The organism is Bacillus sp. R86525 (assembly GCF_042466195.1).
Lineage (GTDB): Bacteria > Bacillota > Bacilli > Bacillales > Bacillaceae_G > Bacillus_A > Bacillus_A nitratireducens.
In genome coordinates, this window is the sequence record NZ_JAXHPX010000010.1 from 113,795 (window position 1) to 126,846 (window position 13,052).

General features: G+C 32.4%; 11 protein-coding genes and 1 pseudogene. 11 read left to right on the forward strand and 1 reads right to left on the reverse strand.

Annotated features, from left to right (window positions below):
• Window positions 1–306: 306 nt before the first annotated feature.
• The 6 genes from SJY24_RS30715 (at window position 307) to aiiA (ending at window position 6,252) form a co-directional block, all read left to right on the forward strand.
• Window positions 307–657 (forward strand): BlaI/MecI/CopY family transcriptional regulator, encoded by a 351-nt coding sequence (locus SJY24_RS30715; protein WP_371399362.1) that lies wholly within the window; start codon window positions 307–309, stop codon window positions 655–657.
• A gap of 2 nt (window positions 658–659) precedes the next feature.
• Window positions 660–2,198, forward strand: a complete 1,539-nt coding sequence (locus SJY24_RS30720; RefSeq protein ID WP_377867417.1) for a M56 family metallopeptidase — start codon at window positions 660–662, stop codon at window positions 2,196–2,198.
• Between the two features lie 840 nt (window positions 2,199–3,038).
• Window positions 3,039–3,350 carry an ArsR/SmtB family transcription factor gene (locus SJY24_RS30730; protein WP_000995769.1) on the forward strand — a complete coding sequence of 104 codons (312 nt, stop codon included), beginning with the start codon at window positions 3,039–3,041 and terminating at the stop codon, window positions 3,348–3,350.
• Window positions 3,351–3,470: 120 nt separating this feature from the next.
• Window positions 3,471–4,559 carry a saccharopine dehydrogenase NADP-binding domain-containing protein gene (locus tag SJY24_RS30735; protein WP_377867418.1) on the forward strand — a complete coding sequence of 363 codons (1,089 nt, stop codon included), beginning with the start codon at window positions 3,471–3,473 and terminating at the stop codon, window positions 4,557–4,559.
• A gap of 183 nt (window positions 4,560–4,742) precedes the next feature.
• Window positions 4,743–5,195 carry a GNAT family N-acetyltransferase gene (locus SJY24_RS30740; RefSeq protein WP_377867636.1) on the forward strand — a complete coding sequence of 151 codons (453 nt, stop codon included), beginning with the start codon at window positions 4,743–4,745 and terminating at the stop codon, window positions 5,193–5,195.
• Window positions 5,196–5,499: 304 nt separating this feature from the next.
• Window positions 5,500–6,252, forward strand: coding sequence for a quorum-quenching N-acyl homoserine lactonase AiiA (aiiA, locus tag SJY24_RS30745; RefSeq protein ID WP_377867419.1), 753 nt, complete (start codon window positions 5,500–5,502; stop codon window positions 6,250–6,252).
• Between the two features lie 234 nt (window positions 6,253–6,486).
• On the opposite strand, the gene SJY24_RS30750 is transcribed toward aiiA, so the two are convergent.
• On the reverse strand, window positions 6,487–7,485 hold the full coding sequence (locus SJY24_RS30750; RefSeq protein ID WP_377867420.1) for a helix-turn-helix domain-containing protein: 999 nt from the start codon (window positions 7,483–7,485) through the stop codon (window positions 6,487–6,489).
• A 403-nt stretch (window positions 7,486–7,888) separates the two neighbouring features.
• Between SJY24_RS30750 and SJY24_RS30755 the strand changes: the two genes are divergently transcribed.
• The 5 genes and pseudogenes from SJY24_RS30755 to sdaAA all read left to right on the forward strand — a co-directional run bounded on the left by SJY24_RS30755 (window position 7,889) and on the right by sdaAA (window position 12,975).
• A complete protein-coding gene (locus SJY24_RS30755; RefSeq protein ID WP_377867421.1) occupies window positions 7,889–9,061 on the forward strand; it encodes a tyrosine-type recombinase/integrase in 1,173 nt (390 codons plus the stop codon).
• Window positions 9,062–9,311: 250 nt separating this feature from the next.
• Window positions 9,312–9,607: pseudogene (locus SJY24_RS30760) on the forward strand (hypothetical protein).
• Between the two features lie 353 nt (window positions 9,608–9,960).
• Window positions 9,961–10,179, forward strand: coding sequence for an alpha/beta-type small acid-soluble spore protein (locus tag SJY24_RS30765; RefSeq protein WP_377867422.1), 219 nt, complete (start codon window positions 9,961–9,963; stop codon window positions 10,177–10,179).
• A 1,184-nt stretch (window positions 10,180–11,363) separates the two neighbouring features.
• Window positions 11,364–12,062, forward strand: a complete 699-nt coding sequence (sdaAB, locus tag SJY24_RS30770) for an L-serine ammonia-lyase, iron-sulfur-dependent subunit beta (RefSeq protein WP_088037969.1) — start codon at window positions 11,364–11,366, stop codon at window positions 12,060–12,062.
• 22 nt (window positions 12,063–12,084) lie between these two features.
• A complete protein-coding gene (gene sdaAA / locus SJY24_RS30775; protein ID WP_377867423.1) occupies window positions 12,085–12,975 on the forward strand; it encodes an L-serine ammonia-lyase, iron-sulfur-dependent, subunit alpha in 891 nt (296 codons plus the stop codon).
• The last annotated feature ends 77 nt before the right edge of the window (window positions 12,976–13,052 follow it).

A 13,052-nucleotide genomic window follows, 5' to 3' on the forward strand; every position in this document is an offset into this window, starting at 1 on the left:
ATACATAACTAATTAAAGTATAATGATTTACTTAAAACATATGGAGATGTTGTATTAGGGGGGTATTAAATGAGATTGACAAATCGAGACTACAAATGTAATCTAAATATAAGATTACATTTGTAGTCTTATATTTATTTAATGATATCCCTATTTTAAGTTATTTATTCCAATATTAAAATAGGGGTTGCAAATTTAAGATTACAAATGTAGTATCGACTTTAGGATTACATTTGTAATCATAGGGAGGAGGAAATTGGAAACGTGAAAAAAATACCTAAGATATCTGAAGCTGAGTTAGAAGTAATGAAAGTCCTTTGGTCAAAATCTCCACAAACGGCAAATGAAGTAATTCAAGCTCTTGAAGGACAAATGGATTGGAATCCAAAAACAGTTAGAACATTAATCAATAGGTTAGTTCAAAAACAAGTTGTTTTTTCTCAGCAGAAAATAGGAAGAACGTACATGTATGGTCCTTTAATCTCACAAGATGAATATTTACAAGTAGAAACTAAATCTTTTATTAAGCGTTTTTACGGTGCTGCTTTGAAACCGTTGCTTGTTAATTTTTTACAAGATGAAAAGCTATCTTCAAAAGAGATCGATGAGCTCAAACGTATTCTAGATGATAAAAGTAATCAAAAAGAGGGATCATAATTATGATAAATGTGTTAATACAGACGTATCTCTCTACTTTTTTTGAGTGGCTGTTAGAAACTACTATTATGGCCAGTATATTGGTAGGTTTTATCTTATGTATCAAAGTTCTACTAAGGAATCAATTAACGGCAAGATGGCATTACGCACTGTGGTTAATTCTGATTGTAAGATTACTTTTACCTTGGTCACCGGATAGTTCTTATAGCCTATACTCCATACTTTCACATGGATATGTAACTTCTACTTCTCTAATTCAGAAGGAAGCGAATGTTTCTGGTTTAAAAGTGATGAATGGACCTGCGAAGTATACTGTTAATTCAAGTGATTACAATAAATCACCAGTTGAATCGGGTTCCAAAGAAAAAGAACAGGGTGCCAAACACATATCAATGTATGAAATCTGTTTATATGTATGGATGCTAGGTGTTTTTTGTTTAGGGGCTTTAACACTAATTGCAAATAGACGTTTATATTTATACATACAAAAGCAACCAATTATAACAGATGACAGAATTTTAAATATTTTCGAAGATTGTAAAGAAACGATGTCTATAAAAGAGGATATTCCTTTGCAATTAGCCGGCAAGATTGCTAGTCCGACACTCCTTGGATTTATAAAACCTAGAATATTATTATGTGAACAGCATATACAACGATTAAATGATAATCAGCTACGGTTTATTTTCTATCATGAATTAGCTCATTTTAAACGTAAAGATGTTGGGGTTAATTGGCTTATGCATCATTTGCTTATACTAAATTGGTTTAATCCAATCCTTTGGTATGCCTATTATTCAATGCGCGAAGATCAAGAAATTGCATGTGATGCATTGGCTCTTACCTTTATTGATTCGGAAGAAAAAATCGAATATGGGCATACAATTATTACATTACTAGAACACTATTCAAATTATTATCAAATGCCTAGTTTAGCAAATCTAAGTAAAAATAAAAAAGCATTAAAAAGGAGAATTGTTATGATTAAAAAATTCAATAAAAAATCGTATCGTTGGTCAGCTTTAGGATTGACAGCTGTATTAGGTATATCTACTTTTTCTTTAATGAATGCAAGTGCTGAGGAGCTTAAGAGTGAATCAAAGGCTACAAAAAATAAAATTGAACAAGCCGCTAAACCAGAAGAAATGAATAATCTTGAAAAAAGTAAGGCAGAAGAAGTCGCAAAACAATTAGAAATGGACAAGCTTGAAAAGAGTAAGGCAGAAGAAGTCGCAAAACAATCAGAGATGGACAAGCTTGAGCAAAGTAAAAAGAACACAGATATTTCAGAAGCAGCAGTACTTAAACTTACCGAGAAACAAAAGCAATATCTTAAATCTAAAGGTCTTCCATTGAAGCAAACTTCTAAAGAATCTGAAGTTACGGGGCTTATGCTAGTTTCTCTAGTGAAACCTATTGATAATGGAGATGGAACAGGATTTCAGCCAGAACATGTTGGAGAAGTTGATATAATTCACGCAGATGAATATAAAAACAAATATGGTAAAGAAGATTATGTAGCATTTGCTGCATGGGAATAAGTCTAGTTATATTACCAACAATCTAAGATGAATTTATGCTCATAATTAATAGAAAGCGTCATTCTTTTTATAGAAATCTATAGAAAGAATGGCTTTTTTATTTAAAAATGAGTTTCATTTGTTTGCTAAAAAATTTCGGTGAGATATATTTATCCAACAAGAATTATTTGGCAAGCATATCAAAATAATAATTCTGTAGGCAAAAGTTCATAGAACACCAAAACTTGGCTTGATGGGCGTAGTAAGGCAGGTTCTACTTTCATTCGTTAGATACCTCATAGAATTTTATACTAAAAGGATGTTTTTCTGTACCCTATTATGTTTATTAATAATTGGGGTACCGTCACACATCCATCAACTTTATATTTTAAATTACCCCCATAACGAAAATTTTATATCACTACAACATTCATTTATGAGAAGTTAGGCCATTTTATTTATTGCTATGTTGTTTTCTTGTGACACACAGTACAATTATAGACAACATCTAAAATATTAAAGACTCTCTTTTTCTCATAACAGTGGCACTTTCGCCCGTTTTTCTGTAGGAGGATAAACAGGCGAAGCAGGATCACTTGAGTTGTAAGCTTTTGATACAATCCGATATAAGCTTCGTAAATTTCGTGGGTTTGTCCTAGTTGTAGCTGGAATGGATTTTGCAATTGTTACAGAAAAAAGAACCGACATTCTTACAAATCTGGAAAATTGAAAATGGCTATTTATAAAACTTTCAATATTTATACTTAAAGTTGGTGCTGCTTATTTATTGCATTAGATAGCAATGTAATTTATAATACGTTTAAATGATTAAATTCTTAAACGGAAGGTAATGTTAGCGAAATGAACTGTAATGATAAAGTAATGCATATTTTAGAAAATTTAAGACCATGTTTTCAAGGGTTGGGAGATCCAACTCGTCAGCAAATTGTATCACTTTTAATTGATAAAGATAGCTTGAATGTGACGCAAATTGCGGAGCATATTCCCATGTCAAGACCTACTGTATCTCATCATTTGAAAATATTGAAACAATCAGGGTTACTTCAAGTTCAGAAAAAAGGCACTGAAATGTATTATTGTCTTGAATTTAATGAAACAATAAATCTTTTAAAAGAACTTGTTTCTTTAGTTGAAGATGAATGTAAGAACTAAGTACTTATTTATAGTTTAGGGACACCTTTTGTCCTTTTTTTTAGCGATGATATGTTGAAATGTTTAAGTTTTTAATCATTTAAATTTATAATCTCATACTAATTAAAATGGAGGTTTCAGGTGAATAAAAAAACAGTATTAATTGTTGGTGGGTATGGAGTTGTTGGTAGTCAAATTGCTCGAATTTTACATGATCGACATCCTGATTTGGAAATTAGATTAGGAGGAAGAACCTTAGGGAAAGAGTTACCTTTTGAATCAGAGAGAGTAAAAATAGTCAAGGTAGACAACACAACAGATGATCCTTTAAGAAATTTGGATGATAATTTCACATTAGTTGTTAATGCGGTTAATGACCCTCAAGATAGACTACTCCTATCCGCAGTTCGAAAAAAAATTCCATTGGTTGACATTACTCGTTGGACTGAACGCTTTAAGAGGTCTATTGATCGACTAAAAAATGTTGAGGTCCAATCCCCTGTCGTATTAGCTTCAGGGTGGATGGGAGGGACAGCAGCTCTTTTTGCTAAAATGTATTCAAAAGATCTTCAAGAGGTTACAGTCGATATCAACGCACTATATTCTCTTCAAGACAAAGCAGGACCAAATTCAACAGCATATATGGACCGGTTAACTATTCCGTTTGAAGTCAAAGCTCGAGAGGGAATGCGGCAGGCTTATCCAATGACTAATCCAATCAAAGTCCGCTTTCCCAACGGTTATATTACCAAATGTTATCGTTTGGATACACCTGATCACGTAACCCTGCCAGAATCAATTCATGCTGTTTCGACTAACTTTCGTATTGCTTTTGATAGTAAAATATCTACATATGGACTGGTTTCTCTGGTGAATACAGGAATTTGGAAAATGATTAGTGGAGAAAAATTCACCAATTTACGGAAAAATATTCTCTATAAACCCGGAAGGGGAAGTGCACATAACATAGTTATTCACCTTAAAGGTTACGATGCTACTGGTGTATTGCATAGACGTTGTGTAAACATATCAGATCCGTTAGGACAGACACATCTTACTGCTTTAGGAGCAGCTGTCCAAGCAGAGAACATTTTACAAACATCTGATATTGTAGTTCCGGATTCTGGAATTTACTTTCCGGAAAATCTATTAGATTTGGGTGTGAATGCATCTGCAATTTTAGATTTTTATAGGGAATATGGGGTTAATATTACGAAAGAAAATATATAAAAGGTACCGTTCTATTCGTGATAACCCCATCAAGCAAAGAAGAGCAAATACCCCAAATAACTTAATGGCAGTTTAGTTTAATAAGCATCAATAGTAAAATGATGAGAATTAATTATGCTATGGGGCTGGTCAGTTGTAATTTTATAAAGGGGTTGTGAAAAGTTGAAATAGCGCAAAGCAAATATCGATGATATTGATAAACTGGTCGAGTTAAGAAAAAAGCAATTAGTTGATGAGGGGATAGAACCTAATATAGATATTGGTAGAGAACTATATGCTTTCTTTAAAAATAAACTAAGTGAAGGTACTTTAATTCAATGGCTAGTGGAAGATAATGAAGAAACTATAGCTTGTGGTGCAGTAATTTTTTATGAATTTCCACCTTGTTACACCAATAAGACTGGAAAAAAGGCTTATATCACAAATATGTATACTAATGAAAATTATCGTGGGCAAGGAATCGCAACAAAGCTGTTAACTAAATTAGTTGATGAAGTTAAGATTTCAGGTATCTCACAAATATGGCTTGGGGCTTCAAAAATGGGTAGACCAGTGTATAAGAAGTTCGGTTTTATGGAAACTGATGAATTTCTAGAATTAGGGTGTTTTTGCCCATCCACCGAAAAAGGGGAATAAGACAAGATATTCCAATGTGGAAAAGTAACTCTAAAATCAACCTTTATTGTATATTTTGGAGTTACTTGACGTTTACTTTTCTACGGAAATTTGACACTTTTATCCTATGATTAAAGGCGGACTGAATTCCTGCATAGGCTTTCCAGTATCACTGAATTTGTAATGAGAATTTTTGAGCAATTAAAAAAATGGTTGGTGCCACCCCTGGTTGAAATAATGAAAGGTGAGAAGGAGTTTATTTCTAATAAGCGAAATATTATATTGTATTGTTTTATCCTAAATTATTTGTAAAGGTGGATACATAATGACAGTAAAGAAGCTTTATTTCCTCCCAGCAGGTCGTTGTATGTTGGACCATTCTTCAGTTAATAGTACACTTACACCGGGTAAACTACTAAACTTACCTGTTTGGTGTTATCTTTTAGAGACAGAAGAGGGACTTATTTTAGTAGATACAGGTATGCCAGAAAGTGCTCTTAATAATGAGAATCTTTTTAAAGGTACATTTGTTGAAGGACAAGTTTTACCTAAAATGAACGAGAATGATAGGATCGTAAATATTTTAAAGCGTGTCGGATATGAGCCAGAAGATCTTCTTTATATCATTAGTTCTCACTTACATTTTGATCATGCAGGAGGAAATGGTGTTTTTACAAATACACCAATTATTGTACAGCGTGCTGAATATGAGGTAGCACTCCACAGAGAGGAATATTTGAAAGAATGTATATTGCCGAATTTAAACTATAAAATCATTGAAGGGGATTATGAAGTAGTGCCAGGTGTGCAATTAATATATACACCGGGACATACGCCAGGGCATCAGTCATTATTAATTGAGACGGAAAAATCAGGTCGAGTGTTACTAACTATTGATGCATCATATACGAAAGAAAACTTTGAAGATGAAGTACCGTTTGCTGGATTTGATTCGGATTTAGCTTTATTTTCAATAAAACGTTTAAAAGATGTTGTTAGGAAAGAAAATCCGATTATTTTCTTTGGACATGATATGGAGCAAGAAAAGGGCTGTAAAGTGTTCCCAGATTACTTGTGATATAGCATATAAAAAGTCACGGGCTCGTTAGCTCATGACTTTTTGTTTTGGGGTGTTTGTATTTCTTAGCTTGATAGCAATGGGGTCCCACCACATGCCCATCAAGCTAATTAAACGAAATTTTCTTTCGTTACAGTTAGCTACTTATAAGAGTTTAAATCTTTTTTTGTTGGGAGAACAATAAATTTCTTAACTTGATAGCGATGTGGTGCTACCCCTATTAATAAAAATTTACTACTGTTCTAAATTTTTTATATAAGATTTTACAACTTGCAATAAGAATTCTTCCTGTCCCATACCAGCATCCACTGCCATCTTCAATACTTTTTGCTTGAATTCATGATCTGCATGAAATGTTAATGTCTCTACATTACTTTTAAAGTAAATACCCTCTAAATGTGGAAGTATCGTGCCGGATTTCATATGAGAATGTAAGTATTTAATCTCCTCTTGAAACTGCAATGGATCAATTTGTAATACGAAAGGTTTAATTTCTAATTTGATAGAATCAGATGAAATACTTAATCGCATATTTGTGACACCTAGCTCTTTATAAAATAAATTTATTAGATTATAAGTGATGGAATTAAATAGCTGAGGTTTTTTAAATGAAAAAGATAAATACCCTCGTTTTGTAATTACAGATTGTTTATGGAAAGGCTCAAAGGAGTAATTATGTTCCATATAAGTGGATAGAGGGAAAATTTCTTCGTCTTCTGTAAGAATTTTGCCGTCTGCTCCATTGATTTCTATTACTCTAGCTGTTTTTCCGGTATGTTGATGTGTTAATAATTGATATAAATATATATCTTCTTCTTGAATCTTAGTAATGAATGTTTTTCGCACTTTTGATGTAGTTTTTTCATAAGTAAGTTGAAAAGTTTCCAGGTCATCTTTATCAATGATATATACTTGTTTTCCGCGTCTTTCAATCTTTGAAGCAGGTAATTTACCAGATTTGATATATGTAAAAACTGTAGATGTTGCTATATTGAGAATTTCAGCTGCTTCTTTTGTGCTATAACCCTCAACCTCTTCAATATTTTTTAAACGTTCAATATCCTCTAAATAGAAAATCTTACTACCGAATTGCTTCCAATTATCTTTATATACACATTCCATTAATCCATCTTTTTCTTTTTGTAAAATTGTTTGTACCGTTACTCCTAATAAGCCGGCTGCCTCTTTTGTCGTTACAGTAGGTTTTGTAATGAACAATAAATCTTGTGTCATGTAAGGACACCTCCATAACTATTGTTTTCTAGTATTTTAGATATGTATATATCATATCAGAATATGAGTTATATTTAAAATGAGAAATAGAATTTATTAAAGTTATTATACATTTTTATAGTTTAAAAATATTTGTAGTTTATTTTATATTTAAATGAGTTTTTATAGTTAATTTACTTGTAAAAGTAATTTCAAAATAAAATAGTTAATCATTAAAAGATATCTATTTACTAATAAATTATAAAAAAATATAAGTATAGGATAATAGAGAAGAATATAAGATTCTTATAGAAAGAATATGAATTATCATTTGTATAATAGATAGAAGTGAAATAAAATGATAAGTATAGTTAATAAATAGAATTATATTCATAATCTTCAATAGGAAAGGTGAGTTCGAAATATGGATAATAAAAGTGGAAGAGAAAACTTACCTATTATAAATAATCAAAGTAAATATATAGATATGCATTTAGAGAATATAAGAGATATCGTTCCATACCTGCATAACAATCGTTATGTATATAAAGTGGAAGAGAAGATGGAGGTTGCAGAAAAAGAGGGAAAGAGTAAATATACGTATTTAAGTGATCTGGAAGTCATTTATCATTTCGTACATTTACAAAAAGATATGGATGAGAAGAAGAATAGAAAAGAGGATACGAAAAAGAGTTATATATCTGAAATCTTGTCATTTTGTCAGTGCATGGTGCAGCATGCAGAAGAGTTCGAATTAAATGGGGAAGAGGTACAGCAAAATGACTCTTTATTGAAAATATTACAGCCTTGGCATATTCGTAAATACAATTCTTGGTTGAAGCAGGTAGAGAACGGTAGGAATGGTGACACGTATGCAGTTGCAACACTTGCAAAGAAAACAGTGCTCATTCGTTCTTTTCTAAAACACCTTTATGTATTTTCTTATATTGAAAAGCCTCTTCATGAAGAACTGCAGCGTGCGAATGTAAATGAACAGGATCGGCCGAATCGGGACCTATCCTATGAGGAAGTTATGAAAATTTTAGGGTTTTATAAAGAACAGGGTCATTTAGTAAACTATACAATTTTACTAGCTCTGGCAAGTACCGGTGCAAGAATTCAAGAATTATGTACAACAAGGGTAAAAGACTTACATTATGACGGAAAGCACTGGTTAAAAGTTATAGGTAAAGGAAGTAAAGTACGTGAACTTTTCATTTCGGAACATTTATATGAGTGTATTTGTGAAATGAGACGAAGAAGAGGGTTCGAAACAATATTGGATCGAGGAGATGAAAGTCCTTTATTTGCAAATCAAAGAGGGAACTTTTATAATTCAAAAACGTTATCGAACCAGATAACGGATATGATAAAAAAGACCAATTTAGAATTTCTGCAGTATCGTGAAAACCCAGTAACGGCGCATACATTCCGTCATGCTTTTGCAATCATGGCAGTTGAACAAGGAAATGCAGACTTATATCATTTAATGCAAACGCTAGGGCATGAGAATATCCAAACAACAAAAATCTATTTAGAGAAGCATATGAAACGGAAGAATAATGTAGGTACTTCCTTTGCGGATATGTTGCAATAAAAATTAGTATTCTTTATCAATTATTCGTAAATAAACAAGATGTCTACTTGCTGATGATGAAATTGTCAAGTAGACATCTTGTTTATTGGATAATTTCACCTTAATTTTTGATATACTTAGCATAAGGAATAGTAGTTATGAAATACTGCGAGACAAGTTATTCGCGGAAAATGTAAGAAATATACGCTTGTTAAATTGATATAGTGAATTGTTACTATATTATTAATCATAAAGTAGGTGATTTTCGATGATGATTCTTGAAAATGTCAGTACGATAGGGCCCTTGCTTTTTTATTTCTAATGATTTATCTTGCGGCAGATCCTAAAGACGTAAGCTTGCTAACAATCCCGGCTTACTTTGGTGGAATGTGGGTCACTAACTGGCTTACTGAAAATGGATTTCAGGGTACATATATTTATACGAGTTGGTTAGTAGTCTACGTAATTATAATGATTTACCTTATCTTCGCTTCAATTCGTCTAGGCATACATAACGTAAAATATATTAAAGAAAAACTAAGAAAGCGTAGAGCTTTAAAAAAGTAACTCAAAAAGAAACCGTCCTCACAGGCTGTTTCTTTTTGAGTTATACTGAAATGCAATGTATATGCTCTGTGATGTATTATTTAACATTTGATGAGGGCTAATTATATAGTATTTAAGGATCTACACATTAAGAAATGGTCAAGAAAAATCAATAAAAGTAGAGTTTTGGCGTTCATTTCTAGAAGATATGAATGTTATATGAATTAAGGATTCGTATGTGTTTCAAATTCAATTAGTGGAATGTGGGAAAGAGAAAAAGATTTCCCCTAAAAATACTAGAAGAAAATAGTTTACCCATGCATAAATATCATAATTAGGCACATGTTATATACAAATATGATGGAGGTGCAATTATGAATATTCAAAGACACGAAAATAATACAAATGAAGTTTTTATTTCTGCCGCCGCAAGTGCTATTGAGCAAATGAAGTATGAAATTGCTCGTGAATTAGGAGTCACACTGGGGCCTGATACTTCAGCGCGTGCAAATGGCTCTGTCGGTGGAGAAATTACAAAACGCTTAGTTCGAATGGCTGAAGAACAGTTAACAGGTCAATACAGTTTACACTAAGTTAAAGCAGTAATAAAAAAAAGAATCTGTAATGCGGATTCTTTTTCCCTTTTATTTACAAAAAATAAAAAGTGCAATTGTGAATTTGAAAAAACGGGCCCTCAGGTTCCTTTTTAAGAGGTTTTACTAACGAGGGTAATACGATAAGTATAGAGGTTTTTTTGGTTTTATAAAAATGAAATGAATAACGTTTAACGTAATGTTGGTTTATTTCGTAATTTCAAGTGCATAATATATATAGCCAATTTTAAAATTGTCATTCCTTACTATATCCCGATTGTTAGGTAAATAAAGGATTATCCTTGAAACAAATAAGTATTTCTAAGCTCTAAACTTTATAAATAAATTATTAAAGACATTTGATAATTTGAGTAGGCACTTCCTTTAATAATTCACCGTGCTATGCATATTAGGGGGTATTTGGTTTAATAGAATAGTTAAGAGCCTGTTTTTAATATATATTATACTTATAATTTATAGTTTAGTATGTTTTGTTATAATCTTCTTTTAAAATAGTGGATATTGCCAAAGTATTACTTTAAGTTAAGATTATAAGAAGAAGTTCCTTTTTTCTGAAAATGGATATTTATGCATAATTAATCATTAATATTCGAAATGGTTTTATAAATAATTAATGTATTCCTTTCCATCTACATTAATCATTTATTGCAACAGCTTTCACATCTAAAATAAGATGTTTCAACAAAGGAAAGTATAAGTATCTTTATACTGATTTTCCAATATAATCAATGTGTTAATGAAAGGAACTCTGTGTCATTTTTGCATTTCTATTAACTAATACAGCTTCAAACAAAGGACACAATTGCTACATGCCAGGTGTAATTTATTATCCATTCAAGATTCTGTTTATTCAATATTTCTGAAGATAAAAAAATATTATATTCATAAATATACAAGTTATAATGAGGGCGTCGAGAGATAATCTATTACCTCTAGAGAAAATATCAAACCTAGTTCTGGTGCAAAAATTCTAAAGACCTTGCAAGTAACTATCTAAAATTGAACATACTGATACGATTACTCTACGAAAGGTGTGTGATCAGAAGAGAAGTTTATTCAACTTAAAAAAGAAAGCGTTATCAAATGGATCTTATTTTGAATTAATCATTTTAATAACTTAGATTCGACTGCAATTAAAAATAACAAATTATGGGGGTGCTTATATGAATATAAATGTAGCATCTATTAAAGAAAAAAAGGTTGTTAAATACAAAAGTTGTTTTGATGTGATTGGGCCCATAATGATAGGTCCTTCAAGTTCACATACTGCAGGTGCTTTGGCTATTGGAACAGTAGCCAATAAATTATTTCAAGGTCTTCCAAAAAAAGTCGTGGTAAGGTATTATGAATCATTTGCTGAAACCCATAAAGGTCACGGAACTGATTTTGCAATTATTGCTGGGATATTAGGATTTGCTGCCGATGACAGTAAAGTGCCAGATGCTATTGAAATAGCAGAATCTAAAGGAATTGAAATTACCTTTATTGAAGAAGCAGGTGATAGTCCTGCTGGCCATCCAAATACGGCAGATGTATATTTAGAGGATGAAAATCGAAGTATTAGAACGATGGGGATTTCGGTTGGCGGTGGATTAATTGAAATCAAACATGTTGAAATTGACGGGTTTAGCTTAGACCTGCAGGGGCCATTGCCAGTTATTATTGCGATTTCTGAAAGAGCTGACTTTGAATTTGTCTTACGCAGGATCTTTAAACAATATGATGTGGAAATAAACAACTTTCATAGTTTAGAAGAAAACAGGAAATATTTATATGCATTCGCTTTGGATACGCTATTGCCTGGTAATGTTCAGAAGGAATTAGGAAATTTAAGAAATAAAGCCAATCTCATTATTCTTTAGTTATATTAAGGAGTGAAAAAATATGTATATGGCCATAAAAGAAATTGTGGATGCAGCTAATAAAAGCCAAAAGACAATTTATGAATTAGCAATTGAACAGGAAATTGAACAAACTAAATCTACTCATGAAGAAGTTTGGAGTAAAATGGAACGAAATTTAGCGACTATGCAAAATGCTATAAATAAAAGTATCGAGGGCGACGGTGTATTTTCTCCAACTGGCTTAACCGGAGGTGATGCTGTTAAAATTAAATACTATCGAGAAAATAGGAAAACTCTTTCTGGAGACTTGATGGTGTTAGGAATCCAAAGTGCTATCGGTGTTAATGAAGTAAATGCTGCATTAGGGGCTATTTGTGCAACTCCAACAGCAGGTGCGAGTGGGACAATCCCAGGAGTTCTATTTAGTATTAAAGATACGTTGCAGTTAAGTCATGAAGATATGATTCATTTTCTATTCACTTCAGCGTTATTTGGAACAGTAGTCGCAAACAACGCTTGTATTTCAGGAGCGTACGGAGGATGTCAAGCTGAAGTAGGTAGTGCCTCAGCGATGGCGGCTGCAGCAGCGGTAGAAGCAGCGGGTGGAACGCCACAGCAATCTTCTGAAGCTTTCTCAACCGCATTACAAAATTTACTCGGTTTAGTGTGTGATCCGGTCGCTGGTTTGGTAGAAATTCCTTGTGTAAAGAGAAACGCCATCGGAACGGCAAATGCTTTAGCAGCAGCGGACATAGCACTAGCCGGCGTAAAAAATATCATCAATTCTGACGAAGTTATTGAAGCGATGTATAGAGTTGGAAGACAGATGCCTCGCGAATTAAGAGAGACAGGTTTGGGCGGTATTGCGGCCACGCCTACAGGGATTGCCATTAAAAATAAAATCTTTGGAGAGAAACAATCAAATCAATAAACAGTTGTCGGATATATTGTGAAATGGTGAACAATTTTATTCTCCTAAAGATGTATGTATATTGATATATATATATC

What these genes read in the sequence shown, in the direction of transcription:
- SJY24_RS30730 (WP_000995769.1), top strand. Translation starts at nt 3,039, where the DNA reads ATGAACTGTAATGATAAAGTAATGCATATTTTAGAAAATTTAAGACCA.
- SJY24_RS30750 (WP_377867420.1), bottom strand. Translation starts at nt 7,485, where the DNA reads ATGACACAAGATTTATTGTTCATTACAAAACCTACTGTAACGACAAAA.
- SJY24_RS30755 (WP_377867421.1), top strand. Translation starts at nt 7,889, where the DNA reads ATGGATAATAAAAGTGGAAGAGAAAACTTACCTATTATAAATAATCAA.
- SJY24_RS30765 (WP_377867422.1), top strand. Translation starts at nt 9,961, where the DNA reads ATGAATATTCAAAGACACGAAAATAATACAAATGAAGTTTTTATTTCT.
- sdaAB (WP_088037969.1), top strand. Translation starts at nt 11,364, where the DNA reads ATGAATATAAATGTAGCATCTATTAAAGAAAAAAAGGTTGTTAAATAC.
- aiiA (WP_377867419.1), top strand. Translation starts at nt 5,500, where the DNA reads ATGACAGTAAAGAAGCTTTATTTCCTCCCAGCAGGTCGTTGTATGTTG.
- SJY24_RS30715 (WP_371399362.1), top strand. Translation starts at nt 307, where the DNA reads ATGAAAGTCCTTTGGTCAAAATCTCCACAAACGGCAAATGAAGTAATT.
- SJY24_RS30720 (WP_377867417.1), top strand. Translation starts at nt 660, where the DNA reads ATGATAAATGTGTTAATACAGACGTATCTCTCTACTTTTTTTGAGTGG.
- sdaAA (WP_377867423.1), top strand. Translation starts at nt 12,085, where the DNA reads ATGTATATGGCCATAAAAGAAATTGTGGATGCAGCTAATAAAAGCCAA.